The sequence below is a fragment of the Halomonas saccharevitans genome (assembly GCF_032333995.1).
In the GTDB taxonomy this organism is placed as follows: Bacteria; Pseudomonadota; Gammaproteobacteria; order Pseudomonadales; family Halomonadaceae; genus Halomonas; species Halomonas saccharevitans.
In genome coordinates this window covers 1,144,615-1,168,524 of record NZ_JAVXUR010000001.1, presented here as the reverse complement: position 1 = coordinate 1,168,524, position 23,910 = coordinate 1,144,615, and the positions used below count along the sequence as shown (strand labels likewise).

Annotated in this window: 22 protein-coding genes; 9 read left to right on the top strand and 13 right to left on the bottom strand. The window is 67.5% G+C overall.

Annotated elements, in window-relative coordinates:
- Positions 1–206: 206 nt before the first annotated feature.
- Together RSO68_RS05385 and RSO68_RS05380 are read left to right on the top strand one after the other, a co-directional pair.
- Positions 207–746, top strand: coding sequence for a carboxymuconolactone decarboxylase family protein (locus RSO68_RS05385; protein WP_315585719.1), 540 nt, complete (start codon positions 207–209; stop codon positions 744–746).
- 15 nt (positions 747–761) lie between these two features.
- The gene (locus tag RSO68_RS05380; protein WP_315585718.1) at positions 762–1,331 is read left to right on the top strand and encodes a TetR/AcrR family transcriptional regulator; all 570 of its coding nucleotides are present in this window, start codon (positions 762–764) and stop codon (positions 1,329–1,331) included.
- Positions 1,332–1,338: 7 nt separating this feature from the next.
- Here RSO68_RS05380 and RSO68_RS05375 read toward each other — a convergent pair whose 3' ends face one another.
- From RSO68_RS05375 to RSO68_RS05325, 11 genes are all read right to left on the bottom strand, one after another.
- On the bottom strand, positions 1,339–1,569 hold the full coding sequence (locus RSO68_RS05375) for a hypothetical protein (protein WP_315585717.1): 231 nt from the start codon (positions 1,567–1,569) through the stop codon (positions 1,339–1,341).
- A gap of 23 nt (positions 1,570–1,592) precedes the next feature.
- Complete coding sequence (locus RSO68_RS05370) at positions 1,593–1,940, bottom strand: AzlD domain-containing protein (RefSeq protein ID WP_315585716.1); 348 nt, start codon at positions 1,938–1,940, stop codon at positions 1,593–1,595.
- On the bottom strand, positions 1,933–2,679 hold the full coding sequence (locus tag RSO68_RS05365) for an AzlC family ABC transporter permease (RefSeq protein ID WP_315585715.1): 747 nt from the start codon (positions 2,677–2,679) through the stop codon (positions 1,933–1,935). The genes RSO68_RS05370 and RSO68_RS05365 overlap by 8 nt, the downstream gene beginning before the upstream one ends.
- A complete protein-coding gene (locus tag RSO68_RS05360) occupies positions 2,676–3,203 on the bottom strand; it encodes a helix-turn-helix domain-containing protein (RefSeq protein ID WP_315585714.1) in 528 nt (175 codons plus the stop codon). Before RSO68_RS05360 ends, RSO68_RS05365 begins: the two co-directional genes overlap by 4 nt.
- A gap of 299 nt (positions 3,204–3,502) precedes the next feature.
- A complete protein-coding gene (locus RSO68_RS05355; RefSeq protein ID WP_315585713.1) occupies positions 3,503–4,720 on the bottom strand; it encodes a GGDEF domain-containing protein in 1,218 nt (405 codons plus the stop codon).
- On the bottom strand, positions 4,717–5,247 hold the full coding sequence (locus RSO68_RS05350; RefSeq protein WP_315585712.1) for a molybdopterin-dependent oxidoreductase: 531 nt from the start codon (positions 5,245–5,247) through the stop codon (positions 4,717–4,719). The genes RSO68_RS05355 and RSO68_RS05350 overlap by 4 nt, the downstream gene beginning before the upstream one ends.
- 312 nt (positions 5,248–5,559) lie before the next feature.
- A complete protein-coding gene (sstT, locus tag RSO68_RS05345) occupies positions 5,560–6,783 on the bottom strand; it encodes a serine/threonine transporter SstT (RefSeq protein ID WP_315585711.1) in 1,224 nt (407 codons plus the stop codon).
- A gap of 418 nt (positions 6,784–7,201) precedes the next feature.
- Positions 7,202–8,941, bottom strand: coding sequence for an isocitrate/isopropylmalate family dehydrogenase (locus RSO68_RS05340; RefSeq protein WP_089849412.1), 1,740 nt, complete (start codon positions 8,939–8,941; stop codon positions 7,202–7,204).
- Positions 8,942–9,075: 134 nt separating this feature from the next.
- Positions 9,076–9,405, bottom strand: coding sequence for a YnfA family protein (locus tag RSO68_RS05335; protein WP_089849410.1), 330 nt, complete (start codon positions 9,403–9,405; stop codon positions 9,076–9,078).
- Between the two features lies 1 nt (position 9,406).
- Positions 9,407–10,663, bottom strand: a complete 1,257-nt coding sequence (locus RSO68_RS05330; RefSeq protein WP_315585710.1) for a threonine ammonia-lyase — start codon at positions 10,661–10,663, stop codon at positions 9,407–9,409.
- 31 nt (positions 10,664–10,694) lie between these two features.
- Positions 10,695–11,294, bottom strand: coding sequence for a gamma-glutamylcyclotransferase (locus RSO68_RS05325; protein WP_089849407.1), 600 nt, complete (start codon positions 11,292–11,294; stop codon positions 10,695–10,697).
- Positions 11,295–11,458: 164 nt separating this feature from the next.
- Here RSO68_RS05325 and RSO68_RS05320 point away from each other — a divergent pair, with 164 nt between their 5' ends.
- Positions 11,459–11,929: a phosphatidylglycerophosphatase A family protein gene (locus RSO68_RS05320; protein WP_315585709.1), complete on the top strand. Its 471-nt coding sequence runs from the start codon at positions 11,459–11,461 to the stop codon at positions 11,927–11,929.
- Here RSO68_RS05320 and RSO68_RS05315 read toward each other — a convergent pair.
- Together RSO68_RS05315 and RSO68_RS05310 are read right to left on the bottom strand one after the other, a co-directional pair.
- Positions 11,822–14,560, bottom strand: coding sequence for an EAL domain-containing protein (locus RSO68_RS05315; protein WP_315585708.1), 2,739 nt, complete (start codon positions 14,558–14,560; stop codon positions 11,822–11,824). The genes RSO68_RS05320 and RSO68_RS05315 overlap by 108 nt on opposite strands.
- Before the next feature lie 124 nt (positions 14,561–14,684).
- Complete coding sequence (locus RSO68_RS05310; RefSeq protein WP_315585707.1) at positions 14,685–16,622, bottom strand: alkaline phosphatase family protein; 1,938 nt, start codon at positions 16,620–16,622, stop codon at positions 14,685–14,687.
- A 122-nt stretch (positions 16,623–16,744) separates the two neighbouring features.
- On the opposite strand from RSO68_RS05310, the gene RSO68_RS05305 reads away from it, so the two are divergent.
- The 6 genes from RSO68_RS05305 (at position 16,745) to RSO68_RS05280 (ending at position 23,846) form a co-directional block, all read left to right on the top strand.
- Complete coding sequence (locus RSO68_RS05305; RefSeq protein WP_315585706.1) at positions 16,745–17,311, top strand: NnrU family protein; 567 nt, start codon at positions 16,745–16,747, stop codon at positions 17,309–17,311.
- Between the two features lie 145 nt (positions 17,312–17,456).
- Positions 17,457–18,698, top strand: coding sequence for a permease (locus RSO68_RS05300; RefSeq protein WP_315585705.1), 1,242 nt, complete (start codon positions 17,457–17,459; stop codon positions 18,696–18,698).
- A gap of 107 nt (positions 18,699–18,805) precedes the next feature.
- Positions 18,806–19,741, top strand: a complete 936-nt coding sequence (locus RSO68_RS05295; RefSeq protein ID WP_315585704.1) for a cation diffusion facilitator family transporter — start codon at positions 18,806–18,808, stop codon at positions 19,739–19,741.
- Positions 19,742–19,766: 25 nt separating this feature from the next.
- Entirely contained in the window at positions 19,767–21,416 is a 1,650-nt protein-coding gene (locus RSO68_RS05290) for a GMC family oxidoreductase (protein ID WP_315585703.1), read from the top strand.
- Positions 21,417–21,681: 265 nt separating this feature from the next.
- Positions 21,682–21,888, top strand: a complete 207-nt coding sequence (locus RSO68_RS05285; protein WP_021818720.1) for a cold-shock protein — start codon at positions 21,682–21,684, stop codon at positions 21,886–21,888.
- A 188-nt stretch (positions 21,889–22,076) separates the two neighbouring features.
- The gene (locus RSO68_RS05280; protein ID WP_315585702.1) at positions 22,077–23,846 is read left to right on the top strand and encodes an SLC13 family permease; all 1,770 of its coding nucleotides are present in this window, start codon (positions 22,077–22,079) and stop codon (positions 23,844–23,846) included.
- The last annotated feature ends 64 nt before the right edge of the window (positions 23,847–23,910 follow it).

The window sequence follows — 23,910 nt, the reverse complement described above, 5'->3', positions numbered from 1 at the left end:
CCTCGCGGCCTGGCCCGCTCTCGGGGACAGCGGGCCCATCCTGGCCGCAATGCCGGCACGGCCCAGGCACCGCGGAAGGGGGTTGCGGCTTAAGTTACTATCAGTATACTTACCTTTGGTAAGTAAAGGCGGCGTTCTTCTGAAAGCCACCATCTCCCTGAAAGGGCAGGCCTTGGCCTGCCACGTGCTGCTCAACGAGGTGAACGATGCAACCGGTGAATCTTGAAACGGCCGATGATCTCGCCGCGCCTATCCTGAAGGGCTTTCAGGAGCGCTACGGCATGATCCCGAACTTCTATACGGCCTTGGGTATCGATGGGGCGAGCCTCAAGGGCTACCTGGCCTTCGAGGAGGCGATCGAGGGGCGCTGCCTGTTGAGTGAGCGGCAGCGAGAGCTCGTCTCCCTGGCCGTGGCCAACCGGAACGGGTGCCATTACTGCGTCAGCGGGCATACCTTCTCGGCCCGCAAGCTGGGGATGAGCAGGGAGGAGTGCCGCGCCGCCCAGGGGGGCGAGGCGAGTGATCCCCTGGATCAGGCGATGCTCGACCTGGCCCTGGACGTGTTGGAGAATAGCGGCGCCTGCTCCGCCGAGCGGAAAGATCGCTGCAGGGCCCTGGGCATGAGTGACGCCCAGATCCTTCAGGTGGTGACCTGGACGGGCATCAACACGGTCAGCAACTGGGTCAACAACCTGGTGCAGCCCAAGATCGATTTCCCGAGGGTCGAGCTGGTTGCCGACTCCTGATGGAGCGAAGCGACGATGCGAAAGAGACTTTCCAAGGACGAGCGACGACAGCAGCTGCTGGACCTCTCTCTGGTGATTCTCGAGCGCGATGGCGCGGATGCGCTCACCCTGGCCACGCTCGCCCAGGAGGCGGGCGTGACCAAGCCCGTGGCCTACGGCCACTTCCAGAGTCGGGCCAACCTGCTCTACCAGCTATACGCGCGCTTCGACCGGCGGCTGGTCGAGGTCACCCGGCAGCGGATCGCCGATCGGGCCCGCTCGTTGCAGGAGCGGGCGCATCATGTCGTGGCGGCTTACTTCGACTGTGTGCGGCAGTGCGGCCCCCAGTACGAGGCCATCGTGTCTGCCCTGATGGCCTATCCCGAACACAAGGACATTCGTACCCAGATCCGCAACTCCTTCGTGCATGTCTATCGGGAGCTTTTCTCGGACTGTGACGCGGATGGGCGCCTCGGCTACCGGCTGGTGGCGATCTTCGGGGCGATCGAGGAGGTGGCGAAGGCCACGATGGAGGAGCAGGTCCCCGATGATCAGGCCGTCGCGACGCTGGAGCGCCTGATCGTCTCGACCCTCCGGGACGCGTAGCGGCCGCTCAGCGCCTCGCCTCCACGGTGATCGCGCGGCAGCCCTGCCGCGGCGATGCATCGGTGTAGTCGCCGAACAGGCGCACCCGCGTGAACCCCGTCCGCTCCAGCAACAGCTGAATCTCCTGCAGGCCCCACCAGCGCAGGGAGAAGCGTTCCAGCTCGCTGAGCGCCAGGCGCCCCTCGATCCAGTGTTCGTAGCGCAGCAGGGCGTGAGTGCGCTGCGCGATATGATCCACTTCCGGGGCGGAGGCGGTGAGCGTCAGGGCACCCAGCTGGCCAGCACCACCACGGCGCCGAAGGCCGCCACGCCGGCGGCGACCGGCCAGCCGAGGGTACGCGTGCGCCACCATAGGGCCAGCGTCGCGAGCACGCCGATGACGGTCGCGAGCCAGGAGACGGCGTCCAGCGTCTTCGGCACCAGCGAGGTGCCGAGCAGGGCGGCGATCATCAGCGGCCCCAGGATGCCGAGCCACTGGGGCATGGCGTCGATGCCGTCGTCCTGGCCCAGTCGCTCCAGGCGGCGCCGCATCCACAGCATCGGCAGCAGCCGCAGCAGCAGGGTACCGACGGCCGAGGCGATCACGGCGATCCACATGGCGCTACTCATGGCGGGCTCCTTGCGTGTGTGCTGAGTGCCTGGCGGGGCGACACTTCACGGCCTTGAAGCACAGCGCCCCGCAGGCGGCGGCGAGGGGAATCGCCAGGTTGGTGAAGCCCGTCACGGTCAGGGCGAGGGCGATCAGGACGGTCAGGGCGAGCGCCAGGCTCCAGCGCCGCGAGGTAAAGCGGGGCACCACCAGCACGAGGAAGAGGGCCGGCAGGGCGAAGGGCATGACCTCGCCAAGCAGTGGCCAGCGGGCGATCAGCTCCTCGCCGGCCAGCGCGCCCAGGGCGGTGCCGGCGATCCAGCTGGCCCAGGCGAACAGGGCGGCGCCGGTGAACCAGCCGAGCCGCTGCGCTTCCGGCAGCTGCGGCAGGCGTGTGTGCGCCAGGGCGAAGACCTGGTCGGTGAGGGCGTGCATCAGCCAGGGCCAGCCGCGGCTCGCCGTCAGCCAGGGGGCCAGGTTGGGGGCATAGACCACGTGGCGCACGTTGATCAGCAGCGTCATGACCACCACCAGCCACAGCGGCGAGCCGGCGGCGGCCATGCCGACGAACAGGAACTGCGAGGCGCCTGCGTAGACCAGGAACGAGATCAGCACCGCCTCCTGGGCGCTGAAGCCCGCCTGGATGGCGACCAGCCCGAAGGAGATGGCCACCGGCACGTAGCCGCCGAGCAGGGGGATCGCCTCGCGGATGCCGGTGAGCCAGGGGCGCGGAGACGAGGAAATGGCCTGCTGGCTCATCGGTGCGCCTCCCCGTGATAAACCACGCTGACCAGCAGGGTGGCCCAGTCGTCGCCGGTGCGGTAGCAGTGCGCTCGGTCGGCGGCGAAGGTCAATGTATCGCCGGCGGCGAGTTGGCGGGTGTCGCCCTCGGGCCCGGCCTCGAGGTGGCCGCTGATCAGGGTCAGGGACTCCCGGGCGCCGGGGGTATGCGGCTCGGCGACACGAGTGGTGAAGGGCGCGCAGCGCATCCAGTAGGCATCGACCTGGGGGCTGTCCTTGCCCTGATCGATCAGGCGCACTTCCACGCCGTCCTCGCCGAGGGGCACGGCGATGGGGGCGACCAGGGTGCCGAAGGGGACCTTCAGCTGCACCGCCAGGCGCCAGATGGTGTCCAGGGTGGGGTTGCCGTTGCCCTGCTCGAGGCGCGACAGGTTCGACTTGGCGATGCCGGCGGCGGCGGCCAGCTGCGACAGCGACCAGCCCTGGGCCTTGCGCAGGGACTGCAGGTGCTGCCCCAAGGTGCTGAGGGAGGGGGTATCCATGACAGGCGCTCTCGTTGTTCCTTTTAACGAACGTTCTATAGAAAGAACGGTCGCCTGTCAAAGGGCGGCGCTGTCAGTGCCGAGTTAGGCCACAGGAACCGGCCATGGCTGGGGAGATCGAGCGCGGGAGCGTCGCGCTGGGCGACCGGTTGGAGGCTGCCATGGAGGGGCGCCTGAGGCGAGCAGCTCGGCGTTGCGATCAGTGCACTGCCCAGCACGAGGGCCCGCGGCGATGATGCCTGTTTCACTTCGTCTGGCGAAGGCCTGCTTTGGAGTCTGACAGCGGAGCAGGGTCGCGCCTAGCGTGCGGTGTCTTGCTGCAACGCGTCGAGCTCATCATCGTCTAGGGGCGTGCCGGTATTGGCGACCTCCGGCAGCGCGTCGCCGCTGACAACGCGATCCCGGCCGGCTTCCTTGGCGGCATAGAGCCGCCGATCCGCTCGGGTATAGAGGTGTTCGAAGCTGTCGCCTTGCCGGGCCTCGGTCACGCCGATGCTGACGGTAAGTCGATAATCTCCGGCCTCCGTTGGCAGCGGCATGGCGCGGGTGGCCTCGCGGACTCGTTCGGCGAGCTGTCGTGCGTCCTGGCCATCGGTGTCCGGCAGCAGCACCGCAAACTCTTCGCCGCCCATGCGCGCCACGGTATCCAGGCGTCGCACCTGGTGCCGGAGTATCTCGGCGAAGGAGGAGAGCACCTCGTCACCCACCGGGTGGCCGAAGGCGTCGTTGATGTGCTTGAAATGATCCAGGTCGAGCAGCATGAGGCTCAGCGGCGAGGGGTGGCGCTGGCGACGGGTGAACTCCTGTTCGGCTACCTCCTGCAGGCGACGACGATTGAAGAGCCCGGTGAGCATGTCGGTCTGGCTCAGGTGGCGCAACTCGTCTCGCTGGCGCTGCAGGCGCAGCATCATCAGCATCACCGCGCCGACGGCGGCCACCACCATCACCAGGAGACCGAACACCGCGGCGGTGAGCCACTCCATCAGATGGCGCTGTCCGGCGGAGGCGTTCTGCACCAGCAGGCTGAGCTCGCTGTAGCTCCAGGCGAGCCCCGCCTCGACCTCGAGCCCAAGCGTGCGCAGCGCTTCGATCTCCTCACCGTCGAGCCCATCGCGCTGAGCCCGATCGAAGCGGGCCTGAAGTGTGGCGATGCGCTCCTGAACCAGGTCCAATTCGTCGATCAGCGGTGCGTAATCCTGGCGGGGAAGGTCGCTGCGCAGTACCTGTACCCGGAGGTTCTCGATGCGCCGGGGAATGCGCGGCAGCAGCTCGCCAAGCTCCTCCTGGTGGGCCCGATGATCCGGATGACCGTCGTCGAGACGCATCAAGGCCGTCCGCAGCTCCTGGGGATCTGACTGGGAGCGGACCACGTCGGCGACCATGGCGGTGTAGTCGGCACCGACATGCTGTCGCGCGTGAACGGCGTAGTAGGTGATGGCCGCGGCACAGGTCGCGACGATCAACCCGAAGGCCAGCAGCAGGCGATGGCGCAAGGCCCTGGCCGGGGCGGTCGTCATCTCGCGCGGATTTCCTCGAGCGCCCAGATCCAGCGATTCATGGGTACCGAGCCGTCAAGGACGGCCTCGGCATCGTCGGGCACCACCAGCATCAACGGGCCGAGCCGATCTACTCCGATCGGCTCGCCGTCCAGCCGTGTTGCCAGGAGGTAGGCCTTCTCGTTGCGCTGGGCGAGGGTGAGGAAGGTGGTGTAGCCATCATCGGCGATGAAGCGCACGCGTTTCGCGTCTTCCAGGCCGTTCGCCGCCAGGAAGGCGTTCAGCCAGACGCCCGAGAAGCGGCCCTCGGGGCCCTCGGGATGCTGCATCTGGATGTGATAGAGCTCGTCGGTGGCCTCGATCGCCTCCAGCGAGAGCTGCTGGCGGTCGCTGCCCTGCGCAAGGGTCAGAATCGGCATGGGCGTGGCGCCGCCATCTGAGGCGTGGGCGTTGATGGCCAGCAGCAGGCAAAGTCCCAGGAAAGGCAGCCGAAAAGCGGACGGGAGGGAGCGGTTGAAGCGGCGGCAGGCGAGCAGGAGGGGGATCATGGCGTCAGCGCTTCCTGATAATCGTGGGCGGTGGCCGGTTTCCGATCGCTCGATACCGGTGACGAACTGTATCTAAACGTTCCCACTATCGTAAATGTCGCCGATGCTGTCTATCTTCAGTCGCGATGTTGCCTCAACGTTATCATTCTAAAGAATGATGTGTTGATTTACGTTAATGGTTGGAAAAACTCATGATCTCGGCAGGCGATGCGCGGCAGGACGCCGCTGGGGGAGGGGGAGTTCCGTTGCTGGCACGCGGCCCCGTAAAGAGCACGGGGCCGCGGCGTTTTCTCTCAGACCTTCATCTTGCGATCAGGCCTGGGCGTTTTCCTTGCGGCGGCAGGCGGCCGCGGTGAACAGCACGTCGGTGGAGGAGTTCAGCGCCGTCTCGGTGGAGTCCTGCACCACGCTGATCACGAAGCCGATCGCCACCACCTGCATGGCCACGTCGGTGGAGATGCCGAAGAGGTTGCTGGCCATGGGAATCAGCAGCAGCGAGCCGCCGGCCACGCCGGAGACGCCGCAGGCGGCCAGTGCCGAGACGACGCACAGCAGCAGGGCGGTGGGGAAGTCGACGCCGATGCCCAGGGTATGGGCAGCCGAGAGTGTGATCACGGTAATGGTGATGGCCGCGCCGCACATGTTGACTGTCGCGCCCAGCGGGATCGAGATGGAGTAGGTGTCGGCGTGCAGCTTCAGCCGCTTGCACAGCTCCAGATTGACCGGGATGTTGGCCGCCGAGCTGCGCGTGAAGAAGGCGGTGATGGCGCTGCCGCGCAGGCAGGTTAAGACCAGCGGATAGGGGTTTTCGCGGGTCTGCCAGTAGACGATCAGCGGGTTGGTGACCAGGGCCACGAACAGCATGCAGCCGACGATCACCGCCAGCAGGTGGCCATAGTCGAGCAGGGCATTCATGCCCGACTCCGCCAGGGTGTTGGCGACCAGGCCGAAGATGCCCAGCGGGGCGAAGCGGATCACCAGGCGCACGATGTTCGAGATGGCATCGGAAAGATCGCCGAGCAGGGTACGGGTGCCGTCACTCGCCTGGCGCAGCATGATGCCAAGGCCGATGGCCCACACCAGGATGGCGATGAAGTTGCCTTCCATGATCGCTGTGACCGGGTTGGCGACGGCGTTGAGCAGCAGGTTCTGGAGGATCTCGATGATGTCACCCGGCGGGTTGCCGCTGACCTCGGGGCGATCCAGCGCCAGGGTGGTGGGGAACGCGAAGCTCGCCACCACGGCCACCAGGGCGGCGACCAGGGTGCCGATCACGTAGAGCACCATCACCGAGCGGATATGGGTCGGCTGACCCTTCTGGTGGCTGGCGATGGCCGCGGTTACCAGGATGAACACCAGGATCGGGGCGACCGCCTTCAGGGCGGAGATGAATAGCTGGCCCAGCAGCGAGACCGATTGGGCGGTGTCCGGCGCGAGGGTGGCGAGCAGGATGCCGCAGACGATGCCGATGGCGATCTGGGGGATCAGCCCCAGTCGCATCAGCGGGCGGCCGAGGGTTTGCAGGGTGGCGATCATGGAGGATCTCTCGAATTGTAATGGGCGGACAGGCGCTTCCCTGCCGGACCGGCTCGAACGCTCGCGTCGGCGGCGCCGGTAAGCGCCGTGACGCGAGCGTGCGGCCTGCCCAAGGCGGGTAGCCGAGACAGGAAGCGCCTGCGTGGCGCGCGCGATTCTAGCAGTAATCACTGCTGCGATGGGCGAATTATCTGTCTATGGGATATAGTTCAGATGTTGCTACTGAAAAGCGAGGTTTCGGAGGGAGGATCTCGTCGCACGTCATGCCGTGAGCCCAGGGCTAGAGTGGCCGAAGGTTAGCGGCGAGTCAGGCGAAGGCAAGAGGCGCTAGGCAGCAAGCCTTAGGGAGAAAACCTTAGGCAGAAACGATGCGACCCCGCCCGAGGGCGAGGTCGCGCGGGGCGTCCGGAGGGGCGCGTCAGGCGGGAAGCCGCTCCGCCACGGCATTCAGGAAGCCCTGCATGTCCACGACGGTCTCGGCGGCGGGATCGGTGGTCTTGCCCTTGAGGTCGCCGGTAATGATGCCGTCGGCGACGGTGTCGATCAGCGCGGCCTTGAGGCCGGTGGCGTAGTCGACCAGGGCCGCGTTGGCTTCACGCTCGCCCAGGGTCTCCAGGGCATTGGCCACGGCGAAGATCAGCGCGGAGGAGTTGAAGTGTGCCTCGCGGCCGTCGCTCTCCTGGTACTTCAGGTAGAGGTCGTGGGCGGTGCCGTGGGGCGCCTCGAAGAGCATGGTGCCGTTCTTGCTCTCGATGATCGAGCTGGCGGTGGCCAGGCTGCCGCCGAGCGCCGCGGAGATGTCCGAGAAGATGTCGCCGTCGAGGTTCTGCGCCGGGTAGAGGGCGTTGCGGGGCGGATCGGTGATCATCTTGATGAGCTGCCGCGAGGGCCGCATGATCATGAACGACGGGGGCGGCGTATCGGCCTTCGCCAGCTCGCGGCGCACGTCGGTGATCGCGGTGCTGAAGACGTCGTCGTACTCCATATACTCGCGCTTGAGGCCGAAGTAGACCTCCTTGTCCTTGCGCGAGGCGTCGCGGAACACCTGGAAGACCCAGTCCCTGATGGCTTCGTGGTCGTTGGACATCAGCAGGATCGGATCGCCGCGTTTGACGCGGCACGCGTGCTTCTCCTCGCCATCGACCACCACCTTGAGGATGCCGTCCTCAAGGGAAGGCGCATTGTAGCTGCCGTACTGATCGCCGCCGCCGGCGCTCATCCGCGACAGTGAGACGTGGGCCTTGCGCTTGGGAATGCCGTGGACCTTGAGCTGCTCGACCAGCTTGTAGAGCTTGCGGCCGGTGTTGTTGTCCGGCACGCCCCACAGCGCCCGCTCCGGCGGGTTGGCGACCAGGCGCGCGGCCTGGGCGTCGATCAGCTCGTAGTGATAGGCGAGCCCCAGCGCCTCGACCTGCGCCTGGTAGTGCTCGCGGTAGATATCCTCGATGGCGGCCCGCATCACGCCGTCGTAGCCGGCGATCACGGTGTCCTTCAGGCCCAGGTAGATGTCGCGCTGCTCGTCGATGGCGCGCTGGAAGAAGCGGTGGGCCCAGGCCTTGACCTGGTCGATGTCGTTGGTGGCGAGCAGCCAGGGGTCGCCCTTCTTCACCTCGCGGCGGTGCAGCTCCACCGGGTCGCCGCTTTCACCCACGAACAGCAGCTTGACGATGCCGGTGGCGCTGGAGAGCTCGTTGAAGCTGTCCTTGATGCCGCCGCCGTCCATGGTCTCCACGTCGATATCGCGGCCGATCCACTCGGGCGTGTTGAACTCGAGGTTGCGGAACTGGATGTCCTCGCGGGTGATGTTGCCGCCGATGCCCTTGCGGATGGCGCCGTTGGGCGACTTGGTGGCCAGCGGATGCAGGGTGGTGCCATCGAGCTCGGGGTGGGCGGCCAGCAGCTCGCCGAGCTGGGTGCGGTTCACGGTCATGCCCGCGTTCTTCACCCCCACGCCGTACTGCTTGAGGGCCTCGATGGCATCGATCACCGCCTGACCGTTGGTGACCAGGCGGTTCTCCGCGGTCAGGTCGATCTCCACGAGGTCGACGTCCAGCCGCGAGGTCACGAAGGTTTCGAGGATGCGCTCGAAGGCGACCTGGGCCATCTCGTCGCCATGCAGGATGACCAGGGGGGCTGACACGTTGATCTTGCTGCTCATCACGCTTCCTTTGGTTGAGGTGATGGGATGGGAAGGATAACAAACGTGTATAGGGTACGCCTGCCATCGGTGCTCCGCCAGGGATCGCCCGGGCCAGGGGGCACCCTGGGCCAGAGATCGCCCCGTACCGGAGATCACGCTGCGGGCCGCGGCCCGAGCAGGATGACGCCGGCGCCCATCAGGCACAGGCCCGCGCCGGCCAGGTCCCAGCGATCGGGCAGGCGCTGTTCGACCAGCCACAGCCAGGCCACCGAGGTGGCGATGTAGACCCCGCCGTAGGCGGCATAGGCGCGCCCGGCGTAGTCGGCCCCGGAGAGGCTCAGCAGCCAGGCGAAGAGCGCCAGGCTGGCGAGCCCCGGCATCAGCCACAGGGCCGACTTGTCCAGCCGCCACCAGGCCCAGACGCTGAAGCAGCCGGCGATCTCGGCCAGGGCCGCGGCGACATAGAGCGCCAGGGTGGTCATCTCAGTGATGGCCCTCGGGATCGGTGGCCCAGCGCTCGTCCGGGTGCACTTCGTTGGCGGGCAGCACGGGGTCGTAGCCCTCGACGCGCAGCGCGGCGATCACCTCGCGGGTGTGGTCGCTGCCCAGGGTCTCCAGGGTGGCCTCCACCTCGGTGGCGCGCAGCGAGAGATCGGTGAAGGTGCGCTGGTGAGCGATCTGGATGACGTTGGCGCGCTGCTCGGCGAGCAGCTGGGTCAGCTCGGCCAGCGAGCCGGGCACGTCGGGTATGCCGACCCGTACCCGCACGATGCGTCCGGAGCGCACCAGGCCGCGCTGAATCACTGAGGAGAGCGCCAGCATGTCGATGTTGCCGCCGCACAGCACCAGCCCCACCTTGCGACCGCGATAGCGCGCCGGCTCGCTGAGCAGGGCGGCGAGCCCCGCGGCGCCGGCGCCCTCGGCCACGCTCTTCTCGATCTCCAGCAGCATCAGGATGGCGCGCTCGATCTCGGGCTCGTCCACCAGCACGATGTCGCTGACCAGTTCGCGCACGATCTCCCGGGTCAGCCGACCGGGCTGCTTCACGGCGATGCCCTCGGCCAGGGTGGCCAGGCCGCAGTGGATCTCCTCGCCGGCCAGCGCCTGCTGCATGGCCGGGAAGCGCTGGGTCTGCACCCCGATTACCTCGATGTCGGGCTTGAGGGCCTTGGCCGCCACGGCGTTGCCGCCGATCAATCCGCCGCCGCCGATGGGGATCACCAGGCAGTCCAGGTCGGGCACCGCCTCGAGCATCTCCGGGGCGATGGTGCCCTGGCCGGCGATCACCCGGTCATCGTCATAGGGGTGCACGAAGACCAGGCCGCGCTCTTCGGCGAGACGCTGGGCGTAGGCGCCGGCCTCGTCGACGCCGTTGCCCTCCAGGTGCACCTCGGCGCCGAAGTCGCGGGTGTTACGCACCTTGAGGTTGGGGGTGTGGCGGGGCATGACGATGGTGGCGTGGATGCCCAGCCGGGCGGCGTGATAGGCCACCGCCTGGGCGTGGTTGCCGGCGGACATGGCGATTACGCCCCGGGCGCGCTCCTCGGGCGAGAGCGAGAGCAGGTGGTTCAGCGCGCCGCGCTCCTTGAAGGAGGCGGTGAACTGATGGTTCTCGAACTTGATGTAGACCTCGCAGCCGGTGAGCCGGGAGAGGGTCGCGGAGCGCAGGCAGGGGGTATGCTCCACGCTGCCTTCGAGGCGGGCGGCGGCCTGGCGGATGTCGTCGAGGGTCACGCTCATGGGAGGATCGTCTCCATGTTTTTTTGGATCGTTATTGGCGGCGTTGGGGGCAGTCGTCGCCCGCCGGGTGGGGCAGGCGCGCTGCCAGCGCGAACACGTGGGGGTCATCCACACCGAGTTCGCGCAGGGCCTGGGCCAGGTGGACCAGGTAGTCGCGATTGGGGCCGCTGGGGCCGTGGGCGAGGGCGATCTGTGCGGCGATGGCGTCGAGCGGGGCGTCGCCGAGGAAGGCGGCGTTGTCTTCGGTGGCCAGGTACAGGAGCCCATCGGCGCTCGCCGGCTGGCCGTTGTCGTCGAAGTGCAGCCGGGTCAGCTCGCGCAGGTAGCCGTTCTTCTCGCGCACGTCCAGCGGGCCCAGCACTTCGGGGGCGATGCGGTAGGCCATGCCGTGGCAGATGGCCTCCGGCTCGCGCACCAGGGTGGCCACCCGGCCGGGGGCCTCGGGGGTGCCGCGATGATCGTGAGAGCCCTGCCAGAAGCGACGCACCCAGCCGTGGATATGGGCCGGACGACGCTCGAGGAAGGGGAAGTCGGCCTTCCAGATCAGCGAGCCGTAGCCGAACAGCCAGATCTCGTCGTGGCCATCGAAGTGGTTCATGCGTCGGTTGCGTTCCCGGGTGTCGTTACTCATGGGCGGGGCCGGCAGGGTCGGTGGATGAACGCTCCATGATGCGTCGCCGGACGGCGCTTGTCGAAGCCCGATGGCCAAGGCGTAAGCCGGCGTCGACGGCGATCCGGGCCCGGCGTATGGTGTCGGGCGTTCGAGGCACGCCTCTTGGATGATAGGGAGCAGGGATGGACACGCTATGGTTGGTTCTTTCGACGGGCTTTGGCCTGGGGCTCTCGCCCTGGGCGCCTGGCACGGTCGGCTCGCTGCTGGGACTGCCGCTCGCCTGGTGGCTGTTGGGTCGCACGCGCCGAGTGCAGCTCGGCCTCACGGCGGCGCTCTTGGTGGCGGCCATGCCGGTCTGTCATCAGGCCGCGACTGCGCTGGGCACCAAGGACGACGGACGCATCGTGCTTGATGAGATCGTCGCCTTTCCGGTGGCGGTGCTCGGTCAGGCCACGGCACGCCATCCTGCGGCCCTGGCCGGGGCCTACGTGGTCTATCGGGGCTTCGATATCACCAAGTCGGCGCCGGTGAGCCAGGCCGAGGCGCTACCCGGCGGGATTGGCATCGTGCTCGACGACGCCGTCGCCGCGGCCATGACCTGGCTGGTCATGGCCGCGGGGCTGGCGCTCTGGCGCCGTCGCCGGAGCGTCTGAACCGCTGCCGCCGGAGCCGCCCTGGCCGTAGAGCCCGGTCGGACGCGTAAGCGGCAGATCACGCCTTGGGGGCGCCAGGTGCATCGGCAGTTGCGTCAGTTGATCGAGCGGTACGGGGCGAGAGAACAGGAAGCCCTGCAGCAGGTCGCATTCGCGGTCCATGAGGTCGCGCTGCTGTTCCGGAACCTCGATGCCCTCGGCCACCACCTTGAGCCCCAAGTGATGGGCCATGGTGATCACCCCCTGAACGATGGCGGCATTATCGCCGTTGTGGGTGATGTCGTGGATGAAGCTGCGGTCGAGCTTGACCTTGCTGATCGGCAGCTGGCGCAGGTAGCGAAGGCTGGAGAAGCCGCTGCCGAAGTCGTCGATCGCCACCTGCACGCCGCGCTGGCGCAGGGCATTCAGCACCTCGATGGCCCGGTCGGTGCCGGACATCAGCACCCCTTCGGTCACCTCGAGTTCCAGCCGGTCGGCAGGCCAGCCGGTAGTCTCGAGGACCTGCTCGACCTGGGCGAGGAAACCGGCTCGCCGGAACTGCAGCGGCGAGATATTGACGGCCACCTGCAGCGCCGGCCCGCCCTCGGCGTGCAGGTGGGCCATGTCCTGACAGGCTCGCTGCAGCACCCAGCGCCCGATGGCGACGATCTGTCCCGTTTGCTCGGCCAGCGGGATAAAGAGCCCCGGCGAGATCATGCCCTTCTCGGGATGTTTCCAACGCACCAGCGCCTCGACGCTGCGCACCGCGCCGGTGTGCGCATCGACGATGGGCTGATAGTGCAGCAGGAACTGCCCCTCGCGGATCGCCTCCTGCAGTTCGAGGCGCATCTCGACGTGTTCGCTCATCAGGATCGAGACTTCGTCGCCGTACCACTGCCAGGTGTTGCGGCCCTGCTGCTTGGCCTCCTGCATGGCGAGGTCGGCGTACTGGAGCAGCTCCGCCGCGTGGCCCGGCGGATCCAGGCTCGAGGCGATGCCGATGCTGGCGCTGATGTGCAGGCGGTGCCCTTCGAGTTCGAAGGGGCGTGACAGCGAGGAGAGGATCGCCTCGGCCCTCGCCAGCACATCCCGCTCGCAGTGGACGTCCGTCAACAGCACGGCAAATTCGTCGCTGCCCAGTCGCGAGGCGATGTCTCCCTGGGCGAGCAGGGCGGTGAGACGATGGGCCACCTGCTCCAGCAGCCGATCGCCGACGTGATGGCCGAGGCCATCATTGACCGGTTTGAAGTCGTCCAGGTCGATATAGAGCAGGGCGAGGAAGCCCTCCTCCCGGCAGGTGCGCCGGAAGTGCTGGGTCAGGCGCGAGACGAACTGCTGGCGGTTGGGCAGCCCGGTGAGCGAGTCGTGGCTGGCCTGGTGGGCGAGACGATCCTCGTACTCGCGTACCCGCGAGACATCCTGCTGAATGCCGATGATATGGGTGCAGTGGCCCTCGTCGTCGAGGACCGGACCCAGGTAGAGGTGGTTCCAGAACGCCGAGCCGTCCTTGCGATAGTTGCGCAGCGTCACCTGGATCTCGCTGCGTTGGGCTACGGCCAGGCGTAGCCGTGTCACCGTCTCCGGATCGGTATCCGGCCCCTGCAGGAAGCGACAGTTGCGGCCCACGACCTCGTCACGCGCATAGCCGGTGATGTTCTGGAAGGTCTCGTTGACGAAGACCAGCGGCATGTCCGGTAGGCTGGCATCGGCCATGATGACGCCATTGCGGCTGGCATCGATGCCGCGGGCCAGCAGGCGCAGCTGCTGCTCCTGCTGGCGGCGCTGCGTGATGTCGCGCCCCACGCCATAAACGCCGACCACCCGTTCATCGACGACGATGGGCAGGTTGGTGACCTCCAGGGTGTAGGCCCGTCCCTCGGCATCGGTGCTGTGGTAAATGTGCTGCTGGGTCTCGCCCTGGCAGACCCGCGCGAAGGCGGCGTCGATGGCCGGCAGCTCCTCCGCGGCGACGAAGCGATCATAGGGCTGCCCCTTGAGCCACGCCTCGCTGAAGCCGGTGATGCGCGTGGCCGAGGCGTTGCAGCTGATAAACCGGCCGTCGAGGTCGAATTCGAATACCGCATCGGGGTGCTGGGTGAACAGCGAGCGAAAGCGCTGCTCCACCTCGAAGCGAGCCTGGCGATCACGGTGGCGCTCGATGGCCAGGGCCACCAGGCCGGCGGCGCGACGTACCCGCGCCTTCTCGCCCTCGCTGGGCGCTTGGGGCGTAGGGTAATAGGTCGCGAAGGTGCCCAGCAGGTCGCTCCTGGCTGAGATCATCGGTACCGACCAGCAGGCGGCCAGCCCCTCGGCGCGTGCCAGCGCCTGCAGGCCCTGCCAGCGGGGGTCGGTCGGGATGTGCTCGGTGATCGCGATCCGGCGGGTCGCGGCGGCCGCCCCGCAGGTGCCGGCCGGCGCGTCGATCGGCACACGCTGCGCGGCCTGTCGGAAGGCCGCCGAGAAGCGCTCGCCCGCCACCATGTCGAGGGTGCGCGTTACGGGATCGAACACCATGATCGCTATCTGGGCGTCGCCGAGCTGGCGACCGACCACCCCCGCGATGGCTGCAAGGGTGGTCTCGAGGGGCGTATCTCGGGCGATCAATTCCTGCACGGCCAGCTGCTCGTCCAGCAGTACGCTCTCGTCCTTCACCGCGCGCTCCTTGTATACGACGACATGTCGGTCGACAGCATCTCAAGGCACGCCGGCTCATGCACTCCTTGATTTCGATTTCGTATCCAGCGTATCGCACGAAGGAGCGTGCCAGCGGGTGGGCTCAGCCGCGCGGCGAGCGCTTTTCCGGTTCGGGAAAGCGGACATCGAAGCCGCGGGCATCGAGCTGGCGGATGTCGCTGGGACGGCCCTGGTCGTCGAGCTCCACCAGGCTGATGCCGCTGCCGTTCCAGAGTCGTTCGCCGGCCTTTGCGCGGTCGGGGTCGCGGGGCGAGATCACCATGCGCCGACGCTTGGTGAGCCAGTTGAGTGGCGAGCGCGGCGCATAGAGCCAGCGGTTCAGGCGGTCGAACCAGTCGAGCAGGGTGTCCGGGAAGGCGTTCTTGACCCCGCTGGAGGTGATCTGCCAGAGCCTGGGCCCCTCGCGGCGATGGCGGATGTGGATGTCGTAGGCGAAGGAGTAGTGCACGTCGCCGGAGAGGATCACGTAGTGCCCGGGGGTACGAGAGTGGCGGAAGATGTTCATCATCACGCTCGCCGCGCCGCGATGGGCCATCCAGTTCTCGGCGTCCACCAGCAGCGGCCGGCCGGCCAGGGTGAAGAGCCGCTGGATGGTCTCGATCAGCTTGACGCCGAACATCGGCGCCGGCGAGACGATTACCACCGACTGAGCCCCCAGCATGTTCTGCTGCAGCTCCGAGAGCGCCTCCCAGTCCATCAGGCCGGAGGGGCGCGCGGGGCTTTGCTCGCTGCGCCAGCGCCGGGTGCGGGTGTCGAGGATCACCAGCTTCGGGTCGCCCTCGACCTCGACCTCCCAGCCCTGGAAGCGCAGCAGCCGCTCGATGACGGCGTCCTGCTCTCCGGCAGGCAGCCAGCCCTGATGGTCGGCGGCGCGCGAAAGCAGCCCGGCGGCGTCATCTAGGGGCGTGGCCAGGCGGTCCGGGTCGTTGCCCCAGCCCTGGCAGAGCAGGTAGGCCAGCAGGGCGTTGCCGATGATCCGCCGCGAGAAGGGGTGGCCGTAGGCGGTGGTTTCCCAGTCCGCGGTGAGGTTCCAGTCGTCGGTGATGTCGTGATCGTCGAAGATCATCAGCGAGGGCAGGTGGGCCATCACCCGGGCGGCGGCGGGCAGGCCCTCGGCGAAGCGGCCGATCACCGCCTTCTCCCCGCGGAACAGTGCGGCCTTGTCCTCGTCCAGCGCCGGCGCCTCCGTGCCCACCAGGCGCCACGGGGTCGGCGACCAGGCCAGCAGGTACATGGCGATCACCTCGGCGAAGCTCATTAGGTGATTGTGGGCGTTGGCCGAGGTGAATACTGGCTTGCGCGCCCCGCCGAAGAAGCCCTTGCGCACCTTCTCGCTGCTCTCGGCTTCCGGGAGCAGCGCCTCGCGGCGATAGTAGCTGGCGGGATCGTCGTAGAGCGCCTGGCTGTCGGCCACGGTGGCGCCCTCAAGGGTCTCGTCGAAGAGCCCCAGGCGACGGATCAGCCCGTGGACGGCCACCAGCATCGGGCCGGCCACGTCGTCGGTGTAGACCTGGTCGCCGGTCATCAGCAGCCAGGCCGGCCAGGCCTCGGGAGCGTCGCGGCGCTCGGCGAGCCAGGTGTCGGCGCGCACCAGGCCGTCCGGGCCGTCGTGATGGGGGCGCCGGCAGGAGCCGTGTAGCAGCCGGCCGTGGCGCTCGGCCAGCACGAAGCAGGGATGCGCCGCGCCTTCGTGCAGCAGGTGGGGCGCCCAGTCGGCGATGCCGGTCGCCCCCGCCTCGCCGGGCAGCTTCAGGTCGTAGTCGATGCGCACGCCCCGGGGCAGGGGAGTCTCGAGGGGCACGTCGATCAGGTGCAGCCAGGCGTGGCGACCCAGCGGCAGGCGCCTGAGACGCGAATCGTTGAGCACCAGCCGGCGCGGGGTGTGCCCGACCGGGTGCAGCATCAGGCTCGGTGCGAGGGGGCGTGAGCCCACCAGCCAGATCACCAGGCGTTGCGTGCTCAGGCGGCGCAGGATGGGGCCGGCGAGGACCTCGGGCAGGGGGGCGGTGTCGCGAGACATGGCAGTCCTTTGCATCAATGAGCCGTGGCGGCCGATGGTACTGGTCGCGGTCGATTCAACCGACTAGGCTGGCGGCGGTTATGTTCCACATTACCCCCTTTTCCCCGATGGAGACCCTGACCATGACCGTGATGCTGCTCGGCCTGTTGATCTTTCTCGGTATGCACTCGGTGCGCATCCTGGCTGACGACTGGCGAAGCGCCCAGATCCAGCGCATGGGCGAGCTGCCCTGGAAGGCGGCCTACTCGGTGGTCTCGATCATCGGCCTGGCACTGGCGATCTGGGGCTACGGCCAGACGCGCCTGGACCCGGTCTGGGTCTGGCAGCCGCCACTGGGCCTTCGCCATGTCGTCTCGCTGTTCATGATACCTGCCTTCGTGCTGCTGGTGGCGGCCTATGTGCCGCGCAACCACCTCAAGGCGAAGCTCGGCCATCCGATGATCCTGGCGGTGAAGCTGTGGGCCTTCGCCCACCTGCTGGCCAACGGGCGGCTTTCCGACATCGTGCTCTTCGGCGCCTTCCTGCTGTGGGCGGTGCTCGACTTCCGCGCGGCCCGTCGTCGCCCGCGGCCCGAGATCGCCGCCCCGAGCGTGGTCGGCACCGTCGCGACCGTGGTGATCGGCCTGGCGGCCTATGTCGTGTTCGCCCTCTATCTGCATGCGTGGCTCATCGGCGTGCCGGTCATGTGACCCACTCGGCGCGCCTTTCCTGTCGCAGCCCTGAACGCCGCCGACTTGACCCTTGGGCAACCCAAAGGTTTAGCCTTAGCCGTCATCCATGGCGGGCCGGGGACACCCGGCCCGCCCTTTTCGATGACCGTCAAAGGAGAAGCGGATGACGGCGCACTTTCTCTCGCTTTGGAACGAAGCGGCCCTTACCAGCCTGGGCTTCTTCTGGATGGCGCTCTGGGCCTTCGCCCTGGGCTATCTGATCAGCAGCCTGATCCAGGTGCTGGTCACCCGGCAGCGCATGCAGCGCGCCATGGGCACGGACGGTCCGCGCAGCATGCTGCTGGCCAGCTTCTTCGGTTTCATTTCCAGCTCCTGCAGCTTCGCGGCCCTGGCGACCACCCGAGCGCTCTTCCAGAAGGGCGCCGGCCTGGCGCCCTCCCTGGCCTTCATGCTGGCCTCCACCAACCTGGTGGTGGAGCTCGGGTTCGTGATCGCGATCTTCCTGGGCTGGCCCTTCGTGGTCGGCGAGTACGCCGGCGGCATCCTGTTGATCCTGCTGGCCTGGGCCTTCATCCGCCTCACCCGTCCCGAGGCGCTGATCGCGCGGGTGCGTGAACGCCTGGAGGGCGAGGACGAACAGCGCGAGGGGCAGGCCCCGCACTGGCGGCAGACGCTGAAGAGCCGCGAGGGCTGGCGCCGGATCGGCCAGACCTACGTCATGGAGTGGCAGATGGTCTGGAAGGATGTGCTGATCGGCTTCACCGTGGCCGGCGTGATCGCCGCCTTCGTGCCGGAGAGCTTCTTCCAGGCCCTGTTCCTCGGCGCCGGCGACGACGACCCGGGCTTTCTCGCCCTGCTGGCCCAGGCGCTGGTCGGCCCGCTGGCGGCCTTCTTCACCTTCATCGGCTCCATGGGCAACATTCCGCTGGCCGCCGTGCTCTTCGACAACGGCGTGAGCTTCGCGGGAGTGATGGCCTTCATCTTCTCCGACCTGGTGGTGCTGCCGGTGCTGCGCATCAACGCCACCTACTACGGCTGGCGCATGGCGCTCTACATCCTGGCGCTGCTGCTCAGCACCCTGGTAGTGACGGCGCTGCTGCTGCACGTCGGCATGGACCTGCTCGGCTGGCTACCCCAGGGGAGCGGCTCGGGGGCGATAACCGAGCGCGACTTCTTCGCGTTCAACTACGGCTTCGTCCTTAACCTGATCTTCCTGGCCGCCTCGGCGGCGCTGGTCTTGCTGTGGTGGCGGGGGCGCCAGCCCGGCGGGCATCACCACCATGATCATGGGCATGATCACGGCGGTGGCGGTGTCTCCCTGGGCAGCCGCGTGCTGCAGGCCATGGTGGCACTCTCCCTGGCCTGGCTGGCCGGTGGGCTACTGGCGGCGCCGCTGCTCGGCTGACGCTCGCGTGACGGAAGACGGGGTCGGCTCGATGCTGGGCGTCGCGCGGTGAGGGCCGTTTCACCGGCCCCGTTGCGGTAAGCTGGACGCCTGGCAAGGGAGGGCACATGGCACACGATCACCACCATCATCATTCGCATCACGCCACACCTCACTCCGGGCTGGACAGCCAGCGTCGGCTGTTCTGGGCGATCCTTTTGACCGGCGGCTTCATGGTCGCCGAGGTAGTCGGGGTCATTCTCTCCGGCTCGCTGGCCCTGCTGGCCGATGCCGGCCATATGCTCACCGACACCGCGGCCCTGGCGCTTGCCTGGTTCGCCGCGCGCATCAGCCGCCGGCCGGCCGATGAGAAACGCAGCTTCGGCTACCACCGGGTGCAGATCCTGGCCGCCTTCGTCAACGGCCTGACGCTGATCGCCATCGTGGTGTGGATCCTCATCGAGGCGATCCGCCGGCTGCTCTCGCCGGTGGAGGTGGTGGGCAGCACCATGCTGGTGATCGCCGGCCTGGGGCTGGTGGTCAACGTGGTGGTGTTCGCCATCCTGCACTTCGGCGACCGCGAGAACCTCAATATCCGCGGGGCCGCCCTGCACGTGCTGGGCGATCTGCTGGGCTCGGTGGCGGCGATCGTCGCGGCCCTGGTGATCCTTGCCACCGGCTGGATGCCCATCGATCCGTTGCTCTCGGTGCTGGTGGCGCTGCTGATCCTGCGCAGCGCCTGGAAGCTGACCCGGGAGTCCGGGCATATCCTGCTGGAGGGCGCGCCGGAGGGGGTCGATCCCTCGACGCTGCGCCGTGAGATTCCCGAGCGGCTCGAGGCGGTCTGCAACGTGCATCACGTGCATGTCTGGTCGCTGACGCCGGGGCGCCACCTGGTCTCGCTGCATGCGGCCATCGACGAGGGCGCTGATCGCCAGGCCACCCTGGTGGCGATCCGCGCCCTGCTGGTGGAGCGCTATGGCCTTTCCCACGCCACCGTCCAGCTGGAGAGCCGCCACCACTGCGTCGACGAGCCTACTGCGCACAGGGAACATCGCGACTGAGCGTCACCAACCGAGAGAAAAAGCCATGACACAACAACAATACGACTACATCGTGGTGGGGGCTGGCACCGCCGGCTGCCTGCTCGCCAACCGCCTGAGCGCCGATCCTGCCAATCGGGTGCTGCTGATCGAGGCGGGGGGACGCGATAACTACCACTGGATCCACATCCCGGTGGGGTATCTCTACTGCATCGACAACCCTCGCACCGACTGGCGGTTTCGCACCGAGCCCGACCAGGGCCTGAACGGTCGTTCCCTGCTCTATCCGCGCGGCAAGACGCTCGGCGGCTGCTCCAGCATCAACGGCATGCTCTACATGCGGGGCCAGGCCCGCGACTACGACGGCTGGGCCGACCTCACCGGCGATGATGCCTGGCGCTGGGAGAACTGCCTGGCCGACTTCATGAAGCATGAGGATCACCATCGCCTGGACGACGGGGGCGATGCCGATGCTCCCCACCGTGACTTCCACGGCCATGGCGGTGAATGGCGCGTCGAGAAGCAGCGTCTGAGCTGGCAGGTGCTGGACGACTTCGCCACCGCCGCCGTGGAAGCCGGCATCCCGCGTACCCGCGACTTCAACCGTGGCGACAACGAGGGGGTCGACTACTTCGAGGTCAACCAGCGCGCCGGCTGGCGCTGGAACACCGCCAAGGCCTTCCTGCGCGGCGTCGAGAAGCGCGACAACCTGACCCTGTGGCACTCCACTCAGGTGCGGGGATTGGAGTTCGCGACAGGCGAGGAGGACGAGCCGCGCTGCCGCGGCGTCAAGGTCGAACGGGCCGGCGAGAGCGTCACGGCGACCGCCCACCGCGAGGTGATTCTCTCTGCCGGGGCCATCGGCTCGCCGCATCTGTTGCAGCTCTCGGGCGTCGGCCCGGCCGACCTGCTGGCCGAGCACGACATCCCGGTGGTGGCCGACCTCCCGGGGGTGGGCGAAAACCTGCAGGATCACCTGCAGATTCGCTCGGTCTATCGCCTGAAGGGGGCCAAGACCCTCAACACCCTGGCCAACTCGCTGGTCGGCAAGGCCAAGATCGGCCTGGAGTATGCCCTCAAGCGCTCCGGACCGATGAGCATGGCGCCCTCCCAGCTGTGTGCCTTCACGCGCAGCTCCGAGGCCTACGCGCATCCCAATATCGAGTACCACGTCCAGCCGCTGAGCCTGGAGGCCTTCGGCCAGCCGCTGCATGATTTCTCGGCGATTACGGCGAGCGTGTGCAACCTCAACCCGACCAGCCGGGGCACGGTGCGTATCAAGAGCCGCGATCCCCGCCAGGCGCCGGCCATCTCGCCCCACTACCTGAGCACGCCGGAGGATCGTCAGGTGGCCGCCGACTCGCTGCGCGTTACCCGACGCATCGCCGAGCAGCCGGCATTCGCCAAGTACCAGCCCGAGGAGTTCAAGCCCGGCGCGCAGTACCAGAGCGACGACGACCTGGCGCGGCTGGCCGGCGACATCGGCACCACCATCTTCCACCCGGTGGGCACCGCGAAGATGGGGCGCGACGACGACCCCATGGCGGTCGTCGACTCCCGCCTGCGCGTCAGGGGGGTGCGGGGGCTGAGGGTCGTGGATGCCAGCATCATGCCGACCATCACCAGCGGCAATACCAACTCGCCGACGCTGATGATCGCCGAGAAGGCCGCGGCCTGGATCCTCGCGTCGCCGTGATGCTCGTCGTGACACGATCGCGCCGAGGCGCTTCCGACCGCGTCACGCTTTCATCACCTTTCTCTCACTTTCTTGTAACGAGGTGCAAATAAGGTTTGACCTGCCCTCGGGGAGGGCGCACTATGCGTGCAGTTGGTTAGCAATTGGAACGTCCAAGCGGTCATCGAAAGCTCATAGCGTCGATTTCCCGGTGAAAGTTTCTTGTTTTACCCACTGCAACTCGGGTATTCCCGGCACAATCTAACGCTATTCGAGGAATTCGATCATGGCTACTGGTACCGTCAAGTGGTTCAACGACACTAAAGGCTTCGGCTTCATTTCTCCGGACGACAACGGCGACGACCTGTTCGCGCACTTCTCCGAGATTCAGGCTGATGGCTTCAAGTCCCTGCAAGACGGTCAGAAGGTCTCCTTCGACGTCACCCAGGGCAAGAAAGGCCTCCAGGCTTCCAACATCAAGGTCATCGACTGAACGTCGACCGACCGTGATGTGACTGCCTCACGGCAGTCGGAAAAAGGCCCGCGAAAGCGGGCCTTTTTGCGTGCGGGTCTTCCAGATTTATATTCCAAAAAAGCATTTCTAGATTTCTAAAAATAACTTTTTAGAATAACTGGCGGCGTTCACAATGGGATTCGTTCTGTCGCGACCGGTCCCCCCTCATGCCGCTGGATGCCTGGCTTTCCCTTGCCACCGTCATCGCCGTCTTCCCGCTGATGGCCTTCTCGCGCGTCGGTCCCGATATCGTGCTGCTCGGCGCAGTGATCCTGCTGCTCACCCTCGGCGTGATCGAGCCGGCCCAGGCGCTGGCGGGCTTCTCGAGCACGGGCCTGTTTACCGTGGCCTTCATGTACGTGCTGGTGACCAGCATTCGTGAGACCGGCGGCATCGACCTGATCATCCGCCACGTGCTGGGGCGTCCCCGACGCGAGGGCAGGGCGCTGCTGCGCCTGCTGCTGCCGGTCGCCTCGCTCAGCGCCCTGCTCAACAATACGCCGGTCGTGGCGACCTTCATCCCGGCGGTGCTGAGCTGGAGTCGACGCATCGGAGTGCCGGCGCATCGCCTGCTGATGCCGCTCAGCTTCGCCTCGATCCTCGGCGGCACCATCACCCTGTTCGGCACCAGCACCAACCTGGTCGTCCACGGCCTGCTGGTCGATCGCGATCCCTCCCTGGCCATGGGCCTCTTCGACATCGCCTGGGTCGGCGTGCCGGTGGCCCTGGTGGGGCTGCTCTTTCTACTGCTGCTGGGGCCGCGCCTGCTGCCGGCGCGGCGGGGGGCCGAGTCGGCCTTCGAGAATCCTCGCGAGTTCACCATCGAGATGGAGGTGGCGCCCGATGGCCCATTGGTGGATCGCACCGTCGAGGAGGCCGGCCTGCGCCACCTGCAGGCGCTGTTTCTGGTCGAGATCGAGCGTGACGGTAACGTCGTCAGCGTGGTGGGGCCCGGCGAGCACCTCAAGGGCGGCGATCGACTGGTGTTCGCCGGGACCAGTGAGGGGGCCGTGGAGCTGCAGCAGATTCGCGGGCTCGTGCCGACCCGCCAGGGTGAATCGAGCCTCGAGAAGGACTTCAAGGAGCGCCGCCTGGTGGAGGCGGTAGTCTCCGGCCAGTGCCAGTTCATCGGCCGACGCATTCGCGATGGCCACTTCCGCACCCTCTATGGCGCCGCGGTGCTGGCGGTCTGTCGCGGTGGCGAGCGGGTCGCCGGCAATCTCGGCCAGATCCGCCTGCAGCCCGCGGACGTGCTGCTGCTGGAGGCGCGCCCACCCTTCATCGAGCGGCATCGCCAGTCTCGGGACTTCCTGCTGATCAGCAAGGTCAACGGCGCCGCGCGCCCGGTCCACGAGAAGGCCTGGTTGGCCTGGGCCATCCTGGCGGGGGTCGTGGCGCTGGCCACCCTCGGGGTGATGAGCATGATGAAGGCCGCCATGCTCGGGGCGCTGCTGGCGTTGGCCACCGGCTGCTGCACGGTCGGCGCGGCGCGGCGCGGGCTCGATACCCAGGTGCTGCTGACCATCGCCGCCTCCTTCGGCCTCGGGGCGGCCCTGGAGAGTTCGGGCGCCGCGGCTACGCTGGCCGGCCTGGCGCTTGAGCTGGCCGACGGCAATCCCTGGCTGCTGCTGGTGGGGAGCTACCTGCTGGTGGCCCTGCTCACGGAGCTGGTCACCAACAACGCGGCCGTGGTGATCACCTTCCCGGTGGTCATGGCGGCTGCCGAGAGCCTCGGTGTGAGTCCGATGCCCTTCGTGGTGGCGGTGATGTTCGCCGCCTCGGCGAGCTTCCTGACGCCGATCGGCTACCAGACCAACCTGATGGTGCACGGGCCCGGGGGCTATCGCCTCGGTGACTTCCTGCGCCTCGGCGGCCCCTTGAACCTGCTCATCGCCCTGGTAGCCCTGACCCTGATACCGCTGTTCTGGCCCTTCTGAGCGCGCTCGCCGCCGGGCGGCGTTTGCGGTAGGGTGTCGTCCTTCGACCGACCCGATTTACGGC

Coding starts and splice junctions, on each gene's coding strand:
- RSO68_RS05385 (WP_315585719.1), top strand. CDS start 207: ATGCAACCGGTGAATCTTGAAACGGCCGATGATCTCGCCGCGCCTATC.
- RSO68_RS05380 (WP_315585718.1), top strand. CDS start 762: ATGCGAAAGAGACTTTCCAAGGACGAGCGACGACAGCAGCTGCTGGAC.
- RSO68_RS05370 (WP_315585716.1), bottom strand. CDS start 1,940: ATGAGTAGCGCCATGTGGATCGCCGTGATCGCCTCGGCCGTCGGTACC.
- RSO68_RS05365 (WP_315585715.1), bottom strand. CDS start 2,679: ATGAGCCAGCAGGCCATTTCCTCGTCTCCGCGCCCCTGGCTCACCGGC.
- RSO68_RS05360 (WP_315585714.1), bottom strand. CDS start 3,203: ATGGATACCCCCTCCCTCAGCACCTTGGGGCAGCACCTGCAGTCCCTG.
- RSO68_RS05355 (WP_315585713.1), bottom strand. CDS start 4,720: ATGACGACCGCCCCGGCCAGGGCCTTGCGCCATCGCCTGCTGCTGGCC.
- RSO68_RS05350 (WP_315585712.1), bottom strand. CDS start 5,247: ATGATCCCCCTCCTGCTCGCCTGCCGCCGCTTCAACCGCTCCCTCCCG.
- sstT (WP_315585711.1), bottom strand. CDS start 6,783: ATGATCGCCACCCTGCAAACCCTCGGCCGCCCGCTGATGCGACTGGGG.
- RSO68_RS05340 (WP_089849412.1), bottom strand. CDS start 8,941: ATGAGCAGCAAGATCAACGTGTCAGCCCCCCTGGTCATCCTGCATGGC.
- RSO68_RS05335 (WP_089849410.1), bottom strand. CDS start 9,405: ATGACCACCCTGGCGCTCTATGTCGCCGCGGCCCTGGCCGAGATCGCC.
- RSO68_RS05330 (WP_315585710.1), bottom strand. CDS start 10,663: ATGAGCGTGACCCTCGACGACATCCGCCAGGCCGCCGCCCGCCTCGAA.
- RSO68_RS05325 (WP_089849407.1), bottom strand. CDS start 11,294: ATGAGTAACGACACCCGGGAACGCAACCGACGCATGAACCACTTCGAT.
- RSO68_RS05320 (WP_315585709.1), top strand. CDS start 11,459: ATGGACACGCTATGGTTGGTTCTTTCGACGGGCTTTGGCCTGGGGCTC.
- RSO68_RS05310 (WP_315585707.1), bottom strand. CDS start 16,622: ATGTCTCGCGACACCGCCCCCCTGCCCGAGGTCCTCGCCGGCCCCATC.
- RSO68_RS05305 (WP_315585706.1), top strand. CDS start 16,745: ATGACCGTGATGCTGCTCGGCCTGTTGATCTTTCTCGGTATGCACTCG.
- RSO68_RS05300 (WP_315585705.1), top strand. CDS start 17,457: ATGACGGCGCACTTTCTCTCGCTTTGGAACGAAGCGGCCCTTACCAGC.
- RSO68_RS05295 (WP_315585704.1), top strand. CDS start 18,806: ATGGCACACGATCACCACCATCATCATTCGCATCACGCCACACCTCAC.
- RSO68_RS05290 (WP_315585703.1), top strand. CDS start 19,767: ATGACACAACAACAATACGACTACATCGTGGTGGGGGCTGGCACCGCC.
- RSO68_RS05285 (WP_021818720.1), top strand. CDS start 21,682: ATGGCTACTGGTACCGTCAAGTGGTTCAACGACACTAAAGGCTTCGGC.
- RSO68_RS05280 (WP_315585702.1), top strand. CDS start 22,077: ATGCCGCTGGATGCCTGGCTTTCCCTTGCCACCGTCATCGCCGTCTTC.